The sequence below is a fragment of the Acinetobacter sp. 25-47-130 genome (assembly GCF_056779705.1).
This window is the reverse complement of the sequence record NZ_JBWYII010000002.1, coordinates 346,745-367,776: the sequence shown is the minus strand read 5'-3', so window position 1 is coordinate 367,776 and position 21,032 is coordinate 346,745. Positions and strand designations below refer to the sequence as shown.

The following is a 21,032-nucleotide window of genomic DNA, read 5'->3' as shown; positions in this document are numbered from 1 at the left end:
AAATATGCCTAGAACGACTAGGCTGGCCAGTTTTGATAAATCTGGGTTAACAGGCTCGCAGCTTTTTGTTTGTCTGCAAACGCGTTAGTTGGGGTAAACACGGCCAAGGTATGACTCGAACCTACAGATGTCAGTTTAAGCACTAAACTTTCACCATCCACTTGAATTGTCGCGGAATGGGGATTCTTAGGTTGATTGACAAAGTTGTAGTTGAGGCTACTGAGGGTGGCGATTGTGTATTGCCAAATTGTAGCAGAATTTCCGTCAATTTTGATCAACGGATTGCCATTTCCATCAGTTAAAAGTTGTGGACGACCAACAGCAGTTGATTGTTCAGTCTCAACAGGATTAGAAACGGTTGGTGCCACATTAGGACGAGGTAGCTCGAAACGATTACCTCGCTTATTAACCATTTGTGGCGCATTGTCTATTGCAAGCTGTTCAACAACAGGCGCTGGATAAAGCGGTGTTGCTGGTCTAACCATTGAACCTTCAGGAAATTTAAGCGGGGTTTGTGCAGTAGATTTTTTATAATCGAGTGAACCATTATCGATACCAATCGTACTACAACCGATCATGCTGAGGGCTGAAAGGGCAAGGGGTAAACCAAAACGTAGTTGCATAGTTGTTAAACTCTTCTTTAAATAATGCTCGCAGCTTTTAATGCATCACGCAGTGAAGCTCGATATTGTTCTGCTAATGGAGTAAGTGGTAAACGGATACCTGTACCAATTAATCCCATTTCATGAAGTGCCCATTTCACAGGAATTGGGTTTGATTCACAAAATAGAATTTCGTGTAAATTTGCAACTTGATCATTAATTGCTTTTGCTTGAGCTGCATCACCCACTAAACCAGCGGCACACACTTGGCTCATTTGCTTTGGAGCAACGTTAGCGGTCACAGAAATATTACCTTTCGCACCATGCTCAATCAGTTGATATGCTGTTGCGTCATCACCTGAATAGACCACCATATCTTTGCCTTCAAGTGCTTTTAAAAGCTCAGCACCGCGAGGAACATCACCTGTTGCATCTTTAATCCCTACGATTTGAGGAATATCAGCAAGACGAACTACAGTTTCATTGCTCATATCAACGCCAGTACGGCCAGGTACGTTATAAAGAATTTGCGGTAAATCAACAGCTTCAGCAATTGCTTTGTAATGCTGATACAAGCCTTCTTGAGTCGGTTTGTTATAATATGGCGTTACTAAAAGTGCAGCATCTGCACCAAGCTCTTTAGCTTCTTTGGTAAGCTCAATCGCTTCATGCGTTGAGTTTGCGCCTGTGCCGGCAATAATTGGAATGCGTTTATTGGCTACACGAATGATTTCTTTGATCACTTGAGTGTGTTCAGCCATGCTTAAGGTCGAAGCTTCACCTGTTGTTCCCACGGCAACGATACTGTTTGTACCTTGTTCAATGTGCCATTCAACAAGCTTCTCGAGACCCTTCCAATCAACAGTTCCATCTTCAAACATTGGAGTGACGATTGCGACGATTGAGCCTTGAATTACCTGAGCTTGCTGAGTAGTCATTTTAAAACACGATCCTATTTTTCCATCCAGTGAAGGTTGAGAAGCGAAGTTTGGATGGGTATGTATTTTGATTTATATCACGATCCAATATGCCTGCATACTGGATAATGCGTATGCAAATTATGAACTAAGCTACCAATAAGAACAATATGAATTCACTTCAGTCAAAAAAAAGTTTAGTTAAAACAAGTAACTTTTTTTAAAAAAAGCAATTTTAAGACCTTATGGTTAGGCATTTAAATAACAGTGAAGATAGATGTTCGTCTATGAAAGTATTGCGGATAAAAATGAAAATTCGAACTAAAATCTGACCAATTTACCCTGAATTAATATCTTATATCACTTACATCAGATTTAAGATGTATGTATATAAAGGTGAATAAACTAATAATTTTTAAATTATGTGATTATTATAATTTATAAAACGTCTTAATTTTTTTACTTAAAGGTTAAATTATTCTAATACTTACAGATTTTATAATAGATTTTTCTTGGTTTTTTTTTAAATAAAAAAAATAATTAATCGTTTTGAAGACTAGAATTTATTTTGGTTGGCAAGAGGTATGAAATTTAATCTTATTTTGATTACATTTTATTACACCATTTGATAACTCTCACTTTCATTGACTTACATAGATAATCGGGCATCGGACTCAAATGCTGATGAGTGAGGGAAGTTCAATGCAAGAATCAGTAAGTAACAAACATGCAATTTTGACGGTAGGTATCTGCTTCCTCATTGCAGTAATTGAAGGCTTAGATATTCAGGCTGCAGGTATTGCAGCTGCGGGTATTCGTGAACATTTTGGTTTAGATAGTTCACAATTAGGTGTGTTTTTTAGTGCTGGTATTTTAGGTCTGTTACCTGGGGCACTGGTAGGTGGGCGTATTGCGGACCGTATTGGTCGTAAAACAGTTTTAATTTGGTCTGTTGCTGTTTTCGCTGTATTCACTTTATGTACGGTATGGGTAAATAGTTTTAACAGTTTATTGGCTGTACGTTTCCTTGCAGGTGCAGGACTAGGTGCAGCAATGCCAATTCTCATCACTTTGGCTTCTGAAGCAGTAACCCCACAAAATCGTGGTCGTGCTGTAGGGCTAATGTACTGTGGTATGCCTGTCGGTGCTGCGATCTTATCTTTAATTGCAAGTACAGATTTCGGTGCTAATTGGAAAAATATTTTCTATCTTGGTGGTTTATTACCATTAATTGTTATACCAGTGATGATGAAATTCTTACCTGAATCTAAAGAATTTTTGAAAACGCAAAATAGAACTGAAGCTGAAATTGCAGAAGCTCCACAAGGTTCGTTTAAAGATTTGTTTAATTCACAGAATCTTCTTCGTACGATGTTCATCTGGTGTAGCTATTTCTTCACGCTCATGGTGGTTTACATCATGCTCAGCTGGTTACCTTCTCTATTCCAAGAATTAGGTTTTTCGAGAAAAGAAGGTGCGACAGCGCAATTCTACTTCATGGTAAGTGCTACTGTAGGTACTGTGATTTTAGGTGTATTAACTGACCGCTGGAAAAAAGCTTATGTGATCTTGTTAATGTACGGTGGTATTTTGGCTGGCCTTCTTGCGTTGAATGCAGCAAGCTCACTCACACAAATGTATTTGGCTTCAGCATTGGTTGGTGCTTTCGTGATTGGCTGTCAAGGTGTGCTTTACGCATTTGGTGGTATTGTGTACCCAACAGAAGTACGTGGTACAGGTGTTGGTGTAGCATCAGCAGTAGGTCGTATCGGTGCTATGCTTGGGCCAGCAATTGCAGGATCATTATTAACGGCTGGATTTGGTGCAGCAGGCGTAATCTCTGCAGCAATCCCTTGTATTATTATTTCTGCAATCTTCATGTTAATGTTGGTACGTCGTATCCAGAATTAAGACAAAAACATAGATTAAAGCCTGCTTGATGCAGGCTTTTTTTATAGAATTTTGATATCAAATTTTCAACTCAAGCAATTGTAGTTCTCTTGATCCTATGCAATAGTCCCTAACAATTTTAAAAATATTGGGAGCTGAAAAGGATGTTCCAACCACAACAAAGTGCACTTATCGTTGTTGATGTTCAGAATGGATTTACCCCTGGGGGAAATTTGGCGGTAGCAAATTCAGATCAAATTATTCCAACCATTAATTCACTTGCTCGGCATTTTGACAATGTTGTCCTTACCCAAGATTGGCATCCTCAAGACCATATTTCATTTTTTGAAAATCATCCTGGAAAGTCTGCTTATGATACGATTGAATTAGCTTATGGCCGTCAGGTGTTATGGCCTTCACATTGTGTGCAGGGTACACATGATGCAGATTTTCATCCAGACTTGAATATACCCAAAGTGCAGTTGATCATTCGTAAAGGTTTTCATCCACATATTGATAGTTATTCTGCCTTTTTAGAAGCTGATCATCGAACGTCGACTGGCTTAGCAGGTTATCTGCGTGAGCGTGGAATTCGTGATGTCTTCATTGTCGGGATCGCCACTGATTTTTGTGTGGCTTGGACGGCAATTGATGCTGCAAAATTAGGTTTTAATAGTTATGTCGTGTCAGATGCGACTAAAGGCATTGATTTAAATGGTTCGTTGCAACATGCATGGCAAGAAATGCTTGCACAAGGTGTGAAACGAATTTACGCCAAAGAACTGATGACTCTCAGACACTCCGCGTAGACCATTTAAAGGTCATGGTTCAAGATCATACGTCGTTAATCCAATAAGTGAACTTTTTAAATGAAAGCCATCAATCAATTCTTGCAAAAAACCTTTGCGCTGTGGGTACTCCTTTTTGCAGGAATTGCCATGTATATGCCAGAAGCTTTTATTTGGCTTAAGTCTTATATCACTTGGATGCTCGGGATTATCATGTTTGGCATGGGAATGACCCTGTCGTGGAAGGATTTTAAAAGTGTTCTCAGTCAGCCTAAGGCGGTTGCCATTGGGGTGGGTGCTCAATTTATAGTGATGCCATTATTGGCATGGGGCTTGTGCATAGCATTTCGATTACCCGCTGAAATTGCCGTTGGCGTACTCCTTGTTGGATGTTGTCCCGGAGGTACAGCATCTAACGTCATTGCTTATATGGCAAAGGCAAATGTGGCTTTGTCCGTCGCGTGTACCTCAGTTTCAACGATGTTAGCACCTTTGCTGACACCATTGATTTTTTATCTCTTAGCGAGTCAGTGGATCGATATAGATGCGGTAGCAATGCTTGTATCGGTAATGCAAGTGATTTTGTTCCCTATCATTTTAGGGGTGATCGTGAGCGGCCTATTTAAGCAAAAAATAGATCGATATATCGCAATGATGCCTATGGTTTCAGTCATCGCGATTGTATTGATTGTGGCTGCGATTATTGCTGGAAGTAAAGTGCAAATTTTACAGTCAGGGTTACTGATCCTTGCTGTTGTAATTTTACATAATGGATTAGGATATTTTATAGGTTATTGGACTGCAAAATTATTGCAGCTCAATCAAGCAGATGCTAAAGCAGTTTCGATAGAAGTAGGGATGCAAAATTCTGGCTTAGGCGTTGCTTTAGCTGCGGTTCATTTTGCGGCAACACCCATTACAGCAATTCCAAGTGCGATTTTTAGTTTATGGCACAATATTTCGGGACCCATCTTGGCGAGTTATTGGGCGACGCGTGACAAAGCTCACCTTAAAAAACATGAATATGACGATGATGTGATTAAGTAGCTGATTTTATTTCATTAACTGATCTAGAAATTCTTTTTCAGTCATGATGTGAATACCATGTTGCTTTAAAAGCGCTGCTGTAACACCGTCCGCATTTATTTTTGACCCCGAAAAAGAGCCATCATAAATCTGACCAAAACCACATGATGGACTTTTAGCTTTCAAAATCGCATGAGTAATCCCATGTTTTTTCGCAAAAGCTAAGGTCTGTTTGGCACCTAAAATAAATGCTTCGGTAACATCTTTTCCCGAAAGATCAAATACTTTTGCATGACCACTCAAAACATCGGAGCCTGTTCCTTTTTGAATTTCAGCAGGGGCTCTGGGAGTGCTAAGTCCTCCAGAAATTTCAGGGCAGATTACGACGGCCTGATCGGTATCAATCAGCGTTTTAATTTTTTCTTGAAGGCAATGTTGACCATCGTAGCGAACTGGATGTCCGACTAAACATGCACTGATAAGATATTTCATTTGATAAAAAAAAGACCGATAATTTTCATTATCGATCTTTTTAAGTGTAGATCAAATTGAATTATTCAACCGTAACTGACTTAGCTAAGTTACGCGGCTGATCTACATCGGTACCACGTAGTACAGCGACATGATAGGACAAAAGCTGCACAGGAATACTGTATACGATTGGTGATAATAGTGCTGAAACGCTCGGAACTTGAACGACGTGTTGGCGCTCTTTCTCCTTAATGCCACTATTTTCATCTGCAAATACAAACAGCTCACCACCACGTGCTTGAACCTCTTCCATATTTGATTTGAGCTTATCAAGCATGTCATCCTGAGGAGCAAGAATGACAACAGGCATATCATTATCAACTAAGGCCAATGGGCCGTGTTTCAACTCACCAGCTGCATAACCTTCAGCATGAATATATGAAATTTCTTTCAGTTTAAGCGCTCCTTCAAGCGCGATTGGGAACTGTGTTCCACGACCTAAAAATAGGCAATGTTGTTTTTCAACAAACAATTCAGATAGGCGTAAAATTTCTTTATCACATTGTAATGTATCAAGAATCACTTTAGGTGTATGCCACAATCCAGTAATGATTTCAGTTACTTGTTCATTAGAAATCGTTTGTTTAACTTGACCGAACTTAAGCACGAGAAGCATCAAGGCAGCAAGTTGTGTGGTGAATGCTTTGGTCGACGCAACCCCAATTTCTGGACCTGCTAATGTCAATAAGCTGTAATCTGTTTCACGCACCATGGAAGATGTTGCAACGTTACAGATCGTCATCGTGGTGATATTAATATTTTTCGCTTTGGCACGTTTTTGTGTATCACGAAGAGCAGCCAATGTGTCGGCAGTTTCACCTGATTGAGAAATACACACATAGAGTGTATTGTTCACGATGACTGGAGTGCGATAGCGGAACTCACTTGCAATTTCAACTTGGCAAGGTACATCAATCAGTTGTTCAAACCAATATTTTGCGATCATGCCTGCATGGTAACTGGTACCGCAAGCGATGATTTGAACTTGCTGAATCTGAGAAAAATCTTCTACAGCATTTGCAAGAAAATCATCACGTAAGTGATCGGCATTTAAGGCTTGAGAGATGGTTTGCTTGATCGCTTCGGGTTGCTCAAAAATTTCTTTCAGCATGTAATGCTTATATTCACCTTTTGAAGCATTACTCACTGTCGCATCAAGTTCTTTGACAGGGCGTTCAACGCGCTCACCTTGTACATAGACTTCAATCGTATCACGTGTTAAACGCGCAATATCACCTTCTTCAAGGTATATAAAACGATTGGTAATCGGTAATAGGGCCAATTGATCAGAACTGATAAAGTTCTCACCAATTCCCACACCGATCACGAGCGGTGAACCTTCACGAACAGTGATCAATTCATTTGGGTAATCTGTATGTACGATACCGAGTGCAAATGCACCTTTGAGTTGAGGCACAACTTGTTCAACGGCTTTAAGCAGGTTAGGAGCAGACTTCAGTGCATCATGAACTAAGTGTGCAACAACTTCAGTATCTGTTTGGGATGTAAACACATATCCTAATGCTTCAAGATCATCTTTAAGCTCTTGGTAATTTTCAATAATACCGTTATGTACCACAGCGACTTGACCAGATATATGCGGATGTGCATTATTTTCTGTAGGTTTGCCATGAGTAGCCCAACGTGTATGTGCGATACCAAGCGCGCCAGTGATTGCTGCTTCTGAAACCGCTTCTTCAAGGTTGATAACTTTACCGACACGACGTTCACGTAAAACTTGACCTGCATTGATTAAAGCTAATCCCGCTGAGTCATAACCACGGTATTCAAGACGCTTTAAGCCTTCAATTAGAATATTCGTTACGCTTCGTTCTGCTACACCGCCGACGATACCACACATATTGTAATCCCCTTAATTCTTAATCTTTTGTGGACGTGGATAATTGTCTTTCACAAATTGTTTAGAGCGTTCTACGGCTAAACTATGATCATCCACATCACGAGTAATCGTCGATCCAGCACCAACTGTTGCACCATTACCAATTTTAACCGGCGCGACTAAAGAGCTGTTTGAACCTATAAAGGCTTGGTCACCAATGATCGTTTTAAACTTGTTGGCACCATCATAATTACATGTGATCGTACCCGCGCCGATATTTGAACCCTCACCCACTTCAGCATCACCTAAGTACGTAAAATGATTGGCTTTAGATCCTAAACCAATGGTGGTGTTTTTCACTTCAACAAAGTTGCCAATGTGTACTTCATTTGCCAATTTAGCACCAGGGCGTAAACGTGCGAATGGTCCAATTTGAGTCTGCTCACCCACAATGGCTGAATCAAATACGCTATATGGTTGAACTTTCGTGCCTGCAGCAATTTTGGAGTTTTTAATTACACATCCTGCACCGATTTCGACATTGTCACCAAGTTCACATTCGCCCTCGATAATGACATTGATATCGATACGTACATCTTGACCAACCTTGAGTGAACCTCGGAGATCGAAACGACTCGGGTCGATCAAATGTACACCTTGCTGCATCAGCAATTTCGCTTGGTAGTTTTGGTATTCTCTTTCCAATGCTGCCAATTGCACACGATCATTTACACCTTCAACTTCGAAAGCTAAAGCAGGTTCAACTGAAGCAATTTCGAGTCCATCGTCAATAGCCATTGCTACGATATCTGTTAAATAATATTCGCCTTGCGCATTATTATTATTCAGACGTGGCAACCACTCGTGCAATTTGGCATTGCTTACCGCATAAATGCCAGTATTAATTTCTTTAATTAAACGTTGCGCTTCAGAAGCATCTTTATGTTCAACAATGGCTTGGATTTTACCATTTTCTCTCACGATACGACCGTAACCTGAAGCATCGTCTAGTGTAAGTGTGACTAAGCCAATACCTTTAGATTGTGTTGCTTCAAGTAATTTTTGTAATGTATCGGCTGTAATACAAGGAACATCACCGGATAAAATTAAAGAAATACCATCTTTGGGTAATACAGGTAAGGTCATTTGAACAGCGTGACCTGTACCAAGTTGTTCAGCTTGTTCAACCCAGTCAATATTTTCTGTCGAAAATGCTTGTTTAACTAGAGCGCCGCCGTGACCGAAAATAGTAATAATATTTTCAGCTTGTATTTTTTTTGCGGTTTCAATGACATGCCCTAAGAGTGGACGTCCTGCTAAAGGCTGTAATACTTTTGGTAGTTTTGAACGCATTCGCGTCCCTTTACCTGCAGCAAGAATAACAACTGTGGTTGACATACAACATCCTTTCTTTGGAGCTTGGCTTAAGCCATATCAATATAGAGATAAATTATAATACAAAGTGCTGCCCACAGACCTGCGATCAGGTCATCAAGCATAATGCCGAAACCACCGTCGACTTGACGATCAATGACACGAATCGGCCAAGGTTTCCAAACATCAAAGAGACGGAAAAGTGCAAAACCGACCAATAGCCATACCCAATTCATTAGGCCTAGGTAGATTAAAGGGAGAAACGTGATCGATTGCCCCGCAAATTCATCCCACACAATTCGTCCGTCATCATGGACGCGCATTATATCAGCGGCTCTTCCACAAATATATATTCCAATCAATGACATAACGATTATGGCAATCGTGCTATACAAAAAACCTATTGTCATGAAAGCAGGGATAAACAACAAGGCAAAAGCTGAACCAAAAGTACCCGGTGCTTTTGGTGCCAAACCAGAGCCGAATCCAACGCCACAAAAAACAATGAAACGTTCAGACCAAGTCATCGCTTTAAAATTAATTGGTTGTTTTGGCAAAGTGCTGATATCCCTGTAATTCTAGTTCTTGTGGTTGTTGATGATGATAAAAATCTAATTGCTGAGTCTCTTTTACGACACCAATCACCGTGATCGGTGTATCGCAGTGTCGAGCTTTTAATTCATCCAAGGCAGGTGAAGGAATGGTAAAACACAATTCATAATCATCACCACCTGCTAAAGCCAATTGCCATTTTTGTTGATTGGGCAATGCTTGTAAGGCAGGACTAAGTGGAAGTTGATCTAAGTGTAGGTCGGCACCAACATGAGATGCTTTGAGAATATGTCCTAGATCTTGTGCTAAACCATCGGATACGTCAATCATACTATGCGCCAATCCTTTAAGCGCTTGACCGAGTTCACAACGTGGAGTGGGATAATCGAGACGTTTTTTTAAAGCATGATCGGGATATTTTAATCCGAATGCAGCATCACCGACAGTGCCGGATACACAGATTAAATCACCTGCTTGAGCACCAGAACGTGGCACGGCTTTTCCAATATCCACCCAGCCTAGAGCGGTAACTGATAATGTGAGATGTGGGCTTTGCGTTGTGTCGCCGCCAATTAAACTTACTCCAAATTGATCGCAACAATCATACAAACCCTGACTAAACCCTTTTAGCCAGTGATGATCAATTTGGGGTAGGCTCAATGCCAAGAGAATGCTTTGAGGTTTTGCACCCATGGCTGCAATGTCTGAAAGATTCACAGCTACAGATTTCCATCCAATCGCATGGGGATCTGTATCGATGGGGAAATGTCGACCAGCAACGAGGGTATCGGCACAAATGACCAATAGTTGCTGTGGAGGTGGGGTGAGCAGGGCTGAGTCATCACCGACACCTAAATCGACTGAAGAATAACTCGGTCGATTGAAATAGGTGTCAATAATAGAAAACTCAGCCATTTCAACAACAACTTATTTTGCTTGTTGCTTTTCTGCTTCACGCAGGCTTTGTGCCAAACGGTCTAATACACCATTGATGTATTTGTGACTATCTGCACCGCCGAAGTGTTTAGCCAATTCAATTGCTTCATCGAGAACGACGCGATATGGAATTTCAAGATGCTCTTTCAATTCATACGCGCCAAGACGCAAAGTAGCTAATTCAACGCCGTCCAGTGCCGAGATCTCACGATCTAGTACTGGAATTAATAACGCATCCAATGCTTCATGATTTGCAATCACTTGTGTGAGCAACTCGTGATAATAGCTGAGATCCACTTTATGCATGGCATTTTCAGCACGTGTACGTGCTTCAATTTCATGCACAGGGTTGTGGCTCATTTGCCATTCATAAATCCCTTGTACAGCAAAACGACGTGCTTTGCGTTTAGCTGCATAAGTAGCTTGGAGTGTCTGCGACATGCTTTAGATCGCCTTTAGCAAGTTAACCATTTCAATTGCAGTCAAGGCAGCTTCACCACCTTTATTACCTGCTTTTGTACCTGAACGCTCGATGGCTTGTTCAATGCTGTCTGTAGTCAATACGCCATTGATTACAGGTAAACCAGCTTCTAAACCAACAACACCAAGGCCTTTTGCACATTCACCAGCAACAAAGTCAAAGTGAGGAGTGCTACCGCGAATAACTGCACCAAGTGCAATTACCGCATCAAACTTACCAGAATTTGCGAGTTTTTTCGCCACAACCGGAAGTTCCCAAGCGCCTGGCGCGTGAACGACAGTGATATTATCGTCTTTAACACCATGTCGATGCAATGTATCAATTGCACCTTCTAATAAATGTTCAACAACAAAGCTGTTAAAACGACCAACTAGAATCGCGTAACGATCTTCGCTCGCGAGATGTAATAAACCTTCAATACGGCGAATCGCCATAGCAACCTCGATATTTAATAAGAGTTATGAATGAGAGCTCTGATCAGCTGTGATGTATTCGACCACTTCTAAATTAAAGCCAGACAATGCATTGAAGCGTAAAGGTGAGCTCAGGAGCTTCATTTTCTGTACGCCTAAATCACGTAAAATTTGTGCACCCACACCAATAGTTTGGTATTGCTGAGATAAGGCAGCATTTGACTTGGCTGGTTTTGGCGCAGTTAATGCTTCTAATGCTGGACCTAAATCAGACGGCTGACGTTGTCCAATCCATACCAAGACACCACGATCGCTTTGAGCAATTTCTTTTAAAGCACGATCTAAGTTCCAAGCTGCTTCACCATCTTGCTTATTAAGTTTTAATAAGTCTCGCGCTGGATTGAAGCCATGAACGCGAACAGTCGTCACACCTTCTTCAGGTTGACCTTTAACCAATGCCAAATGAATATCAGGATTCCCGACTTCACGATAACGGTAAAGATCAAAAGTACCATACTCGGTATCGAGTTTTTGTTGATCCAAACGCTCTACCGTTTGTTCATTGGTCATGCGGTAGTGAATAAGATCAGCAATTGTACCAATTTTTAGACCGTGTTTTTCAGCAAAAATTTCAAGGTCAGCACGACGGGCCATAGTCCCGTCTTCATTGATAATTTCACAAATCACAGAAGCTGGTTCAAGACCTGCAAGACGAGCTAAATCACAACCTGCTTCGGTATGACCTGCACGATGGAGCACACCACCTGGTTGTGCCATGAGTGGGAAAATATGGCCTGGCTGAACGATATCTGCTGGTTTTGCATGTGCCGCAACTGCTGTTTGAATCGTGTGCGCACGTTCTGCTGGAGAAATACCTGTAGAAATGCCATTTGCAGCTTCAATAGAAAGCGTGAAGTTTGTCCCGTGTTGAGCGCCATTCGCATCAACCATTAACGGTAAATTTAATTGTTTGCAGCGTTCACGACTTAACGTTAAGCAAACCAAGCCACGAGCATGCGTGATCATGAAATTAATGTCTTCAGGTCGTACGTGTGTTGCAGCAATAACGAGGTCGCCTTCATTTTCACGATCTTCATCATCCATCAGGATGACCATTTTTCCTGCACGGATATCTGCTACAAGTTCTTCTACAGTATTGAGCGACATCAACCTTCACCTTTTTGTTATGTCATTCTGACATTTGAATAAATTTGTTGCGCCATAGTCTAACGCTTTTTTAGTCAGTTTGCCTATGCTTATGACTGTACCATTCAACACAGTCAAACATACACCTTCATAGCACATTGAAAAGAGAGATAAAATTACCAAAAGAGCAATTTTGTATACAAACTAGACGCTTAGTCTAACTTTTCACGACTGTGAGCTTTTAAAAAGAAAAACCAGATTTAACTTAGCATCAAATCTGGTTTACTTATTAAAATTTAATCTAATTAAGAGCTGATTGTACGATCCGTCGAGGAGCTTTGGGCTTTGCCTTTCAAAATCTCAGTACGGATATTTTGTGCGAGTTCGGCACAGGCTTCGTTCATACCATTAATCATGAAAGCGTGACGTGTTAACACACTGGTTGGATTCGGCATCGGAACCAATTGATAGCATTCACCAATATGCTTTAACTGATCGTGGGTCAAATATAGCGCCATTTCTTTCGCAATTAGGTGATGTGTGAGTCTTTCCGCCGCTTGTACTGAATCGAGTTGCATTGCCTCCACTGGGGCGGTTACAGCACAGCGCGTTTGCAATACGAACCGTTTATCCTCACGGTAACGCTTATAGAGTACTTCTGACAATAATTGAAACACCGAACCAATCATTAAGATGCAAGCAATCGAGTTATTCTTGAGTGAAGAAATACTGATGACAGCGCCTTGTTGATCAAAACTACGATTCACAACGATATCATCAACATTCAAATGATAATGCGCTGTACACAGTTCGATACTCTTATTTAAGAAAATTTGACATAAATTAAAATAAGGTAAAGAGACAGATTTGTTAACCGTATTAATTAATTGTTTCGGATCATAAAATTGGATATTCAGGGATAAAGCATCCTGATCTAACTGCAGAGTCGGTACTTTTGGCGTAATTGCAGCTTGTTCTTTATTTTGCTCTGGCGTATGAGGTTGTTTAGGCTGACTCTTTTCCAGTTCTAATGCTTCAGTGAGCAGCTTGATCTCATGACGTAAACGGGACTCATTATTTAATCTCGCAAGATATTCGCTACGCGTAGGGCGAGCAATGGCACGATAAGCCAACCATAATAAGCCATGAATAAAGAGTGAAGAGAGGATCGCCAGCCATTGTGTTCTTAATATTTCACCGATACTTGGTTTAACCAATGTGATTTCCACACTGCCAATTTTCTTTTCATTTTGTAGTGCATCTCGAACGAAGATTTCACCCTGACGCGTCTTAGACAAGCCCGCAGTTGCGAGAACTTGATCTCCTGTGCCAAGAATACGTATATATGCAACACTTGGATTCGTTGCATAGCGATTGGCTAATAAGGCAAGAGATACAGTATTGGCAGGTTCAAGTTCAGTTAAGCTATCTGCGACCAGTTGAGTCGTCATTAGCAAACCTTGGCTTGCACGGTTTTCATTTAATTGATGTGTCGTTGCAATAACCAATAAAAAGGTATGCAAGGCAAAACTTACAATCAGCAGGCTAGCAAATAGCCCTTGTCTAGGCGCATTCAACGTAAACTTCCAAAGAAAATTAATTCAATTTCGATTATGATTCTTACAATATTCGTAGCTCAGACCCGAGTCAATTCATGCGAGAAATCATTCTTATTTCATTTTTAGGACCTGACCAACCGAATCAGTTTACTCGATTGATGCAGGTGTTGTCCGTACATTCTTTGCAAATTTTAGATGTAGGACAAGCAGTTATCCATAACCAATTGACTCTCGGCATCGTGGTTGCTTCCGAAGACCAGACAGCAACGGCTTTGGCCATGAAGGATATTCTGATTTTAGCACACGATATTGGTCTTACTGTGCGCTTTAAACCGATCGATTCAGAAGATTATGAGCAATGGGTGAAAGAGGGTGGACGTACACGATATATCGTGACGGCATTGGCACCTGAACTTACTGCAGCACATTTGCAAGCAGTGACTAATATTGTTTCAAGTCAAGGGTTTAATATTGAAACAGTCACTCGTTTGTCTGGTCGCCCAACGTTGAATCATTTTGAAAATGAACCAAAACGTGCTTGTGTGCAATTTGGTTTGAGCGGTCAGATGTTAGATGCTGCAACGATGCGAGCGGCATGTTTAAGTTTATCAAATGACCTTAGTGTCGATGTTGCAGTACAAGAAGACACGCCGTACCGTCGTAATCGTCGTTTAGTTTGCTTTGATATGGATTCAACGCTGATCGAACAAGAAGTGATTGATGAGCTTGCAATTGAAGCAGGTGTCGGTGCACAAGTCGCAGAAATTACTGAGCGTGCTATGCAAGGTGAGCTGGACTTTCAGAGCAGTTTCCGTGCGCGTGTGGCGCTACTGAAAGGTATGGATGCTTCTGTATTGCCTAAAATTGCAGAACGTTTAACGATTACTGAAGGTGCAGAACGTCTTATTTCAACCCTGAAATCTTTGGGTTATCGTACGGCTATTTTATCTGGTGGCTTCCAATACTTTGCTGAATATTTACAAGCAAAACTTGGGATTGATGAAGTTCATGCCAATATCTTGGATGTTCAAGATGGGGAGGTCACTGGCGAAGTTAAAGGGCATATTGTGGATGGCGCTCGTAAAGCATTTTTATTAGGCCAAATTGCGGATGAAATGGGCATTTCACTTGAGCAAACGATTGCAGTAGGTGATGGTGCGAATGATTTGCCAATGCTCTCTATAGCGGGCTTGGGCGTTGCATTCCGTGCTAAACCATTGGTGCGTCAAAATGCAAATCAAGCCATCTCAAGTGTTGGTTTGGATGGTGTTCTGTACCTGTTAGGTGTACATGATAAAGATTTAAGTCGAGCTTAAAATCAAAAAAAGCTTATTAAAAAGGCGACCAAATGGTCGCTTTTTTTTTATCTAAGTGAATCATTCTTAGACAAATTTTAATCAGCTAAGTTCAGACGAAAAAACAGATGGTCATCATCGAAAAAAAGATGTTTTTGACAAAAAATTACGAGGTATTTTTTTGTAATGACACGCCAAGATTGACTGATCCTGATTCTATGAAAAATGTCTAATCTTAAAAAATGTAATGACAAAAGAATGTTGCGACAATATGTGTCGCTTACAAAAGCATCAGGTCTTTTTTTCTGAAAAAAACTCACCATAATGCTTTCATAGACGCCAACAAGACCATTGAAGAAAGTGAAGCGTTATTTAATTTGTTGTGAAACATCATTGGGCAGTATTTGAAACATCTAAATTTTGACGGAGATTTTTATGGTCACTTTAACTTTTGCAACGATACTCGGATTTGCTCTGATCGCTGTAGCATTGGCGGCCGTATTCTTTTCACCTTATCGTCATTGGCTAGGGTTTATGTTGGCGGGTATGGTCTTCTGGGGTTTACTTGAAGGTATTCGTTATAGTGTTCAACACGTCTTTGACATGTCCTTGGCATATAGTTATTTAACAGCGATTAGCTTAGCCATGGTGGCTTTAACGGCTTTCTTACTTCGCGAAGATAGTCGTGCGCAAAAGGCTTTAGAAAATCGTCGTTATATTGAACATACTCCTGTATATGAGGACGATTAAATCCAGCTCATGACAGATGAGATGTAGACCAAAACTGCGTAGTAACAATTTTATATTTAAAGGTGTATCAAAATGATATACCTTTTTTTTGCCTATACGTTTTGTTAAACAAAGCTGCATTTCCTTACTTATAAGATATGCTAGGATGAATCAATTATTTTTGATATTAAAAAAACGGACTTAAATTGTCATGAAACTATCTTCAATACCTGTTGTGAAATTACCTATCGTTGATGCAAGCACAGATCCACTAGACCTTTTGGTGTTAGGTTTGGCGTTGCGTATGAAACAATTGTCACGTACGAGTCCAAAATTTATTGAGTTAATTCATGATCGTGAGTTCCGTATTCAAATTGGTACAGATCTAGGTGTTGCACGTCAGATTTTAGTCAACAATGGCCAGATTGATTCTGTTTCAGGTGATGCAGAGAAAGCAGATTTCGTACTTCAGTTTGCTGATAGCGAGCAAGGTGTTAAAACCCTGATGAAAGGTGATCCAACTGCATTCATGACGGGTATGCAAAATGGCAGTATTAAAATGGAAGGTGATTTCAGCTTATTGGTATGGTTTAACCAAGTCGCTAAATTAATTCCACCGAAAATTCCTAAACCTGTAAAAGAAAAAATACAATTTGCTCGTCAATTTATTAAAGAAAAGACGGGTAAGTAATACAGCACCTATACGGAATTTTCTCGTTTTGATTCTAGAAATGAGTATTTAAATGCAAGAGAAAAAGCCCTCATCAGAGGGCTTTTCTAGTCATTCAACTTCAAGATTGAAGGTTACCGGACCATCATTGATGAGATGCACTTTCATATCCGCTGCAAAGATTCCTGTTTGTACATGTTCAAACTGAGATTTTGCGTATTCAACTAACTGTTCATACAGTTCTTTTGCTTCGAGAGGCGGCATTGCAGGGCCGAAGTCAGGACGCAAACCTTTTTGGGTTTGTGCCATCAGGGTAAATTGCGAGACTAATAATAACCCGCCTCCGGCTTGGCTAAGATTCCAACCCATTTTTCCTTGGTCATCATCAAAAAAACGGTATTTTAAAATCTTATCGATGAGCTTCTTACCTTTTTCAAAGTTATCTTCTTTGCCAATACCAATAAAAACTAAAATCCCTTTTTCGATTTGACCAGTAATCTCACCATCCACAACGACTTTCGCTTCAAGGACGCGTTGGAGTAAAGCACGCATAATTCAACCAAGTTTGATGTTTTTTAATTCAAATGAATTGTATCAAATTGGAAAAAAGAAAAGGGATAAAGTCGTCATCTATCCTCATAAGTTGTTGATAAAAAAATAATTAATCTGAGTATATACCTTTGATCTGATAAAGCGATTGAAATGATAAAAATTAACCTTTTTACCAATTTTGTTAAAGAAGGTACTTTACGCCTGCAGGAAAGGTAAATTTGAGAGAGAAAACGATGTTTAAGCGTTCAATGTTGGTTGCAATGCTTGCAACTGCGACAGCAGCATCAGCTGCACCATTAACAAAAGATAACGGCGCACCAGTGGGTGATAACCAAAATTCAATCACTGCAGGTCCAAATGGTTCTGTATTATTACAAGATGTACAGTTGATTCAAAAACTTCAACGTTTCGGTCGTGAGCGTATCCCTGAGCGTGTTGTACACGCACGTGGTACGGGAGCTTATGGTGAATTCGTTGCAACTAAAGATTTATCAGATCTTACTATTGCTTCACTTTTCAAAGCAGGTACGAAAACTCCAGTATTCTTACGCTTCTCTACAGTAATTCATGGTAAGCATTCTCCAGAAACTTTACGTGACCCACATGGCTTCGCAATTAAGTTTTATACTCAAGAAGGTAACTGGGATTTAGTTGGTAACCAAACGCCTGTATTCTTCATTCGTGATGCGATCAAGTTCCCAGACTTCATCCACGCAATGAAACCAAGCCCAATTGACAACGTTCAAGACGCTAATCGCGTATTTGACTTCTTGTCTAGCCAGCCATGGGCAACAAATATGTTGACTTATGTATATGGTAACCAAGGTGTTCCTACGAGCTACCGTGAACAAGACGGTTTCGGTGTACATGCATTTAAATTGTACAACGACAAAGGCGAATATAAATACGTTAAATTTAACTTCCGTTCTAAGCAAGGTGTTAAAGGTCTAAACGTTAAAGAAGCTGCTGAATTACAAGGTAAAGACTTCAACCACTTAACGAATGATCTTTATAAGAACATCAATGCGGGCAATTTCCCGAAATGGGATCTTTATATCCAAGTGTTGGATCCTAAAGATTTGAATAGCTTCGATTTCGATCCACTTGATCCAACTAAAATCTGGCCTACTGATTTAGTACCAGAAACAAAAGTGGGTACTTTGACATTAAATCGTATGCCGAAGAATTTCTTCCAAGAAACGGAACAAGTTGCTTTAGCACCAGGTAATTTAGTACCAGGTATCGAGCCATCAGAAGACCGCTTACTTCAAGGTCGTATCTTCTCTTACTCTGATACACAAATGTACCGTTTGGGTGCAAATCACCAGCAAATTCCAGTAAACCGTCCATTGGTAAATGTGAACAACAATAACCAAGATGGTTATATGAATGTTGGTGCAACTTCATCTAACGTGAACTATGAACCAAGCCGAATGGAGCCAAAACCATCGACTCCTAAAGCACGTGCTGTTGAAACTCCACTTTCTGGCACAGTTCAGCAACGTGGTGTGAAAGAGCAAAACTTTAAGCAAGCGGGTGATTTATACCGTTCATACTCTGCTAAAGAGAAATCTGACCTCATTATGAACTTAGCAGCTGATCTTGGTAACGTAAAAGATTCAGAAACTAAACACATCATGTTGTCTTATTTCTATAAAGCAGATGCGGATTACGGCACACGTATGACTAAAGCTGTAAACGGTAACTTAGCGACTGTTAAAGCGAAAGCGGCAGCTTTAAAAGACTAATCAAGATTAGTCTTTGAATTGGTGATTAGGGTCTAAGGTGTCACCTCAAAAAAGTCCTGTAAAACTCAATTCCTTTCCTGCAACCCTAGGGGAGTTTTACAGGCATTCGTTATCGAATTTAAACTCAGGTGAGGGAAGAATGAAAAATATTGTATATAGTTTATTAATCGCTTTACTGAGTTTAAGTTCAGTAATGCTTCACGCTCAAACGACGTCTGTCAGTGGCTCACAACAATCAGATCAGAAAGAAGTGATTGACTTATTTTTTGCAGCAGCGAAAACAGGAAACAAAGAAGTTATTCATGAATTTTTGAAACATGGTTTTCCAGTCAATATTAAAAACCATGCTGGTTTTACACCATTAATGATGGCGACCTACTATGGTCATCAAGATATTGTAACGACTCTATTGGAAAACGGCGCAGACCGCTGTGCTCGTGATAATAAGGGTAATACAGCTTTGATGGGTGCTATCTTTAAGCTTGAATGGTCAATTGCCAAACAATTACGCCAGGTCGATTGTGATGCTCAAGCAAAACAGACAGGACACAAGACCACAGAAGAATTCGCAAAAGTTATTGGGCAAGATAAAGCATTGAAAGCTTTGACTGAGTCATATAGTCAAGACAATGCAAAAAAATAATCAGTTTAAGTTTTAGTAATTAGTCGAATAATCTTCGACAATTACTAAAACGAGCTATGAATCGCAACAAAATGTGCTTTAATGCAATAAGTTGCTAAAAACTGAAAAATAATATGTCTGCCATTATTCAATCCTTACTTGATACTGACTTGTATAAATTCACGATGTTACAAGTGGTATTACATCAATTTCCTCAAACGGATAGTGTCTATCAATTTCGTTGTCGTAACCTTGAAGATACAGCCTATCCACTCGTGGATATATTAGAGGAACTGAACGAACAGTTAGATTTACTGTGTCAGCTCAAATTTAAAGAAGATGAATTACAATATTTAAGAAGTTTACGCTTTATTAAAAGTGATTTTGTAGACTATTTAGAATTATTCCAACTTAAGCGCCGCTTTATTAAAACCAGTATCGATGATCAAGGTCGTTTAGATATTCGTATCGAAGGACCTATGGTTCAAGCAATGATGTTTGAAATTTTTGTGCTTGCAATCGTCAATGAACTCTATTTTCGTCGTATTCGCGATGAGCAGGTATTGGCAGAAGGAGAGCGCCGTCTTAAAGCTAAAATTGAATTGTTGAAACACTATGAAAGTAGTCAACAACCCAATGATCCACCATTCCTTGTTTCCGATTTTGGAACACGCCGTCGCTATAGTTTTGACTGGCAGAAACATGTGGTGGAAGAGTTTAATAAGGCTGCACCACATATTTTTCGTGGCACAAGTAATGTTTTATTGGCAAAGCAGTTGGGTATTACACCCATTGGTACGATGGCGCATGAATTTTTACAAGCTTTCCAAGCACTGGATGTTCGCTTACGTGATTTCCAAAAAGCTGCACTTGAAACTTGGGTGCAGGAATATCGCGGAGATTTAGGCATTGCACTGACAGATGTTGTTGGTATGGATGCATTCCTAAGAGACTTTGATTTGTATTTTGCCAAATTGTTTGATGGTCTACGACATGACAGTGGTGATCCATATGAGTGGGGCGATAAAGCCTACGCACATTATAAAAAATTAAAAATTGACAGCAAAACTAAAATGCTCACTTTCAGTGATGGTCTAAACTTAGAGAAGGCATGGGATTTGCATCAATATTTTAAAGATCGTTTCCAAGTCAGTTTCGGGATTGGTACTAACCTCACCAATGATATGGGACAAACTGCTTTGAATATTGTTTTAAAGTTAGTCGAATGCAATGGTCAATCGGTAGCTAAACTCTCTGATAGTCCAGGAAAAACGATGACTGATAATGATACCTTCCTCGCATATTTGCGTCAGGTATTTGATGTTGAGTCTCCTTAATCATAATTTCCCTTTTCTGATTTT

General features: G+C 40.1%; 21 protein-coding genes. 9 read left to right on the top strand and 12 right to left on the bottom strand.

Annotated elements, in window-relative coordinates; genetic code table 11:
* Positions 1-17: 17 nt before the first annotated feature.
* Both AC1M83_RS05480 and dapA read right to left on the bottom strand, forming a co-directional pair.
* On the bottom strand, positions 18-623 hold the full coding sequence (locus tag AC1M83_RS05480) for a lipoprotein-34 precursor (NlpB) (protein WP_481590178.1): 606 nt from the start codon (positions 621-623) through the stop codon (positions 18-20).
* Between the two features lie 17 nt (positions 624-640).
* A complete protein-coding gene (dapA, locus tag AC1M83_RS05475; RefSeq protein WP_179999608.1) occupies positions 641-1,540 on the bottom strand; it encodes a 4-hydroxy-tetrahydrodipicolinate synthase in 900 nt (299 codons plus the stop codon).
* Positions 1,541-2,221: 681 nt separating this feature from the next.
* Between dapA and mhpT the strand changes: the two genes are divergently transcribed.
* The 3 genes from mhpT (at position 2,222) to AC1M83_RS05460 (ending at position 5,244) form a co-directional block, all read left to right on the top strand.
* Positions 2,222-3,430 carry a 3-(3-hydroxy-phenyl)propionate transporter MhpT gene (mhpT, locus tag AC1M83_RS05470; RefSeq protein WP_035264856.1) on the top strand — a complete coding sequence of 403 codons (1,209 nt, stop codon included), beginning with the start codon at positions 2,222-2,224 and terminating at the stop codon, positions 3,428-3,430.
* A gap of 143 nt (positions 3,431-3,573) precedes the next feature.
* Positions 3,574-4,218 (top strand): bifunctional nicotinamidase/pyrazinamidase, encoded by a 645-nt coding sequence (pncA, locus tag AC1M83_RS05465; protein WP_481588762.1) that lies wholly within the window; start codon positions 3,574-3,576, stop codon positions 4,216-4,218.
* 60 nt (positions 4,219-4,278) lie between these two features.
* Entirely contained in the window at positions 4,279-5,244 is a 966-nt protein-coding gene (locus AC1M83_RS05460; protein ID WP_481590177.1) for a bile acid:sodium symporter family protein, read from the top strand.
* 6 nt (positions 5,245-5,250) lie between these two features.
* Here the strand turns inward: AC1M83_RS05460 and AC1M83_RS05455 are convergent, their stop codons facing one another.
* The 9 genes from AC1M83_RS05455 to AC1M83_RS05415 all read right to left on the bottom strand — a co-directional run bounded on the left by AC1M83_RS05455 (position 5,251) and on the right by AC1M83_RS05415 (position 14,073).
* Complete coding sequence (locus tag AC1M83_RS05455; RefSeq protein ID WP_035264844.1) at positions 5,251-5,715, bottom strand: 2-thiouracil desulfurase family protein; 465 nt, start codon at positions 5,713-5,715, stop codon at positions 5,251-5,253.
* Between the two features lie 61 nt (positions 5,716-5,776).
* On the bottom strand, positions 5,777-7,615 hold the full coding sequence (gene glmS / locus AC1M83_RS05450; RefSeq protein WP_481590176.1) for a glutamine--fructose-6-phosphate transaminase (isomerizing): 1,839 nt from the start codon (positions 7,613-7,615) through the stop codon (positions 5,777-5,779).
* A 12-nt stretch (positions 7,616-7,627) separates the two neighbouring features.
* Positions 7,628-8,992, bottom strand: coding sequence for a bifunctional UDP-N-acetylglucosamine diphosphorylase/glucosamine-1-phosphate N-acetyltransferase GlmU (gene glmU, locus AC1M83_RS05445; RefSeq protein WP_481590175.1), 1,365 nt, complete (start codon positions 8,990-8,992; stop codon positions 7,628-7,630).
* Positions 8,993-9,018: 26 nt separating this feature from the next.
* Positions 9,019-9,495, bottom strand: coding sequence for a phosphatidylglycerophosphatase A family protein (locus AC1M83_RS05440; RefSeq protein ID WP_481590207.1), 477 nt, complete (start codon positions 9,493-9,495; stop codon positions 9,019-9,021).
* A gap of 10 nt (positions 9,496-9,505) precedes the next feature.
* Positions 9,506-10,435, bottom strand: a complete 930-nt coding sequence (gene thiL / locus AC1M83_RS05435) for a thiamine-phosphate kinase (protein WP_481590174.1) — start codon at positions 10,433-10,435, stop codon at positions 9,506-9,508.
* A gap of 12 nt (positions 10,436-10,447) precedes the next feature.
* Positions 10,448-10,897 (bottom strand): transcription antitermination factor NusB, encoded by a 450-nt coding sequence (nusB, locus tag AC1M83_RS05430; RefSeq protein ID WP_035264834.1) that lies wholly within the window; start codon positions 10,895-10,897, stop codon positions 10,448-10,450.
* 3 nt (positions 10,898-10,900) lie between these two features.
* Positions 10,901-11,371 carry a 6,7-dimethyl-8-ribityllumazine synthase gene (gene ribH / locus AC1M83_RS05425; protein WP_035264832.1) on the bottom strand — a complete coding sequence of 157 codons (471 nt, stop codon included), beginning with the start codon at positions 11,369-11,371 and terminating at the stop codon, positions 10,901-10,903.
* A gap of 24 nt (positions 11,372-11,395) precedes the next feature.
* A complete protein-coding gene (gene ribBA / locus AC1M83_RS05420) occupies positions 11,396-12,517 on the bottom strand; it encodes a bifunctional 3,4-dihydroxy-2-butanone-4-phosphate synthase/GTP cyclohydrolase II (RefSeq protein WP_035264829.1) in 1,122 nt (373 codons plus the stop codon).
* 284 nt (positions 12,518-12,801) lie between these two features.
* Positions 12,802-14,073, bottom strand: coding sequence for a hypothetical protein (locus tag AC1M83_RS05415; protein ID WP_092766563.1), 1,272 nt, complete (start codon positions 14,071-14,073; stop codon positions 12,802-12,804).
* A gap of 77 nt (positions 14,074-14,150) precedes the next feature.
* Here AC1M83_RS05415 and serB point away from each other — a divergent pair, with 77 nt between their 5' ends.
* From serB to AC1M83_RS05400, 3 genes are all read left to right on the top strand, one after another.
* Complete coding sequence (serB, locus tag AC1M83_RS05410; protein WP_481590173.1) at positions 14,151-15,371, top strand: phosphoserine phosphatase SerB; 1,221 nt, start codon at positions 14,151-14,153, stop codon at positions 15,369-15,371.
* Positions 15,372-15,785: 414 nt separating this feature from the next.
* Entirely contained in the window at positions 15,786-16,100 is a 315-nt protein-coding gene (gene aciT / locus AC1M83_RS05405) for a ciprofloxacin tolerance protein AciT (protein ID WP_035264816.1), read from the top strand.
* Between the two features lie 190 nt (positions 16,101-16,290).
* Positions 16,291-16,770: an SCP-2 sterol transfer family protein gene (locus AC1M83_RS05400; protein WP_035264813.1), complete on the top strand. Its 480-nt coding sequence runs from the start codon at positions 16,291-16,293 to the stop codon at positions 16,768-16,770.
* Positions 16,771-16,860: 90 nt separating this feature from the next.
* Here AC1M83_RS05400 and dtd read toward each other — a convergent pair whose 3' ends face one another.
* A complete protein-coding gene (gene dtd, locus AC1M83_RS05395) occupies positions 16,861-17,301 on the bottom strand; it encodes a D-aminoacyl-tRNA deacylase (RefSeq protein ID WP_035264810.1) in 441 nt (146 codons plus the stop codon).
* Between the two features lie 233 nt (positions 17,302-17,534).
* Between dtd and AC1M83_RS05390 the strand changes: the two genes are divergently transcribed.
* From AC1M83_RS05390 to pncB, 3 genes are all read left to right on the top strand, one after another.
* Positions 17,535-19,049, top strand: a complete 1,515-nt coding sequence (locus AC1M83_RS05390; RefSeq protein ID WP_035264807.1) for a catalase — start codon at positions 17,535-17,537, stop codon at positions 19,047-19,049.
* Positions 19,050-19,188: 139 nt separating this feature from the next.
* The gene (locus tag AC1M83_RS05385; protein WP_035264806.1) at positions 19,189-19,692 is read left to right on the top strand and encodes an ankyrin repeat domain-containing protein; all 504 of its coding nucleotides are present in this window, start codon (positions 19,189-19,191) and stop codon (positions 19,690-19,692) included.
* A 113-nt stretch (positions 19,693-19,805) separates the two neighbouring features.
* On the top strand, positions 19,806-21,008 hold the full coding sequence (pncB, locus tag AC1M83_RS05380; protein ID WP_481590172.1) for a nicotinate phosphoribosyltransferase: 1,203 nt from the start codon (positions 19,806-19,808) through the stop codon (positions 21,006-21,008).
* Positions 21,009-21,032: the final 24 nt, after the last annotated feature.

Bases quoted from the DNA above. Each gene is read 5' to 3' on its own strand.
- AC1M83_RS05480 (WP_481590178.1), bottom strand. From the start codon at position 623: ATGCAACTACGTTTTGGTTTACCCCTTGCCCTTTCAGCCCTCAGCATG.
- dapA (WP_179999608.1), bottom strand. From the start codon at position 1,540: ATGACTACTCAGCAAGCTCAGGTAATTCAAGGCTCAATCGTCGCAATC.
- mhpT (WP_035264856.1), top strand. From the start codon at position 2,222: ATGCAAGAATCAGTAAGTAACAAACATGCAATTTTGACGGTAGGTATC.
- pncA (WP_481588762.1), top strand. From the start codon at position 3,574: ATGTTCCAACCACAACAAAGTGCACTTATCGTTGTTGATGTTCAGAAT.
- AC1M83_RS05460 (WP_481590177.1), top strand. From the start codon at position 4,279: ATGAAAGCCATCAATCAATTCTTGCAAAAAACCTTTGCGCTGTGGGTA.
- AC1M83_RS05455 (WP_035264844.1), bottom strand. From the start codon at position 5,715: ATGAAATATCTTATCAGTGCATGTTTAGTCGGACATCCAGTTCGCTAC.
- glmS (WP_481590176.1), bottom strand. From the start codon at position 7,615: ATGTGTGGTATCGTCGGCGGTGTAGCAGAACGAAGCGTAACGAATATT.
- glmU (WP_481590175.1), bottom strand. From the start codon at position 8,992: ATGTCAACCACAGTTGTTATTCTTGCTGCAGGTAAAGGGACGCGAATG.
- AC1M83_RS05440 (WP_481590207.1), bottom strand. From the start codon at position 9,495: ATGACTTGGTCTGAACGTTTCATTGTTTTTTGTGGCGTTGGATTCGGC.
- thiL (WP_481590174.1), bottom strand. From the start codon at position 10,435: ATGGCTGAGTTTTCTATTATTGACACCTATTTCAATCGACCGAGTTAT.
- nusB (WP_035264834.1), bottom strand. From the start codon at position 10,897: ATGTCGCAGACACTCCAAGCTACTTATGCAGCTAAACGCAAAGCACGT.
- ribH (WP_035264832.1), bottom strand. From the start codon at position 11,371: ATGGCGATTCGCCGTATTGAAGGTTTATTACATCTCGCGAGCGAAGAT.
- ribBA (WP_035264829.1), bottom strand. From the start codon at position 12,517: ATGTCGCTCAATACTGTAGAAGAACTTGTAGCAGATATCCGTGCAGGA.
- serB (WP_481590173.1), top strand. From the start codon at position 14,151: ATGCGAGAAATCATTCTTATTTCATTTTTAGGACCTGACCAACCGAAT.
- aciT (WP_035264816.1), top strand. From the start codon at position 15,786: ATGGTCACTTTAACTTTTGCAACGATACTCGGATTTGCTCTGATCGCT.
- AC1M83_RS05400 (WP_035264813.1), top strand. From the start codon at position 16,291: ATGAAACTATCTTCAATACCTGTTGTGAAATTACCTATCGTTGATGCA.
- dtd (WP_035264810.1), bottom strand. From the start codon at position 17,301: ATGCGTGCTTTACTCCAACGCGTCCTTGAAGCGAAAGTCGTTGTGGAT.
- AC1M83_RS05390 (WP_035264807.1), top strand. From the start codon at position 17,535: ATGTTTAAGCGTTCAATGTTGGTTGCAATGCTTGCAACTGCGACAGCA.
- AC1M83_RS05385 (WP_035264806.1), top strand. From the start codon at position 19,189: ATGAAAAATATTGTATATAGTTTATTAATCGCTTTACTGAGTTTAAGT.
- pncB (WP_481590172.1), top strand. From the start codon at position 19,806: ATGTCTGCCATTATTCAATCCTTACTTGATACTGACTTGTATAAATTC.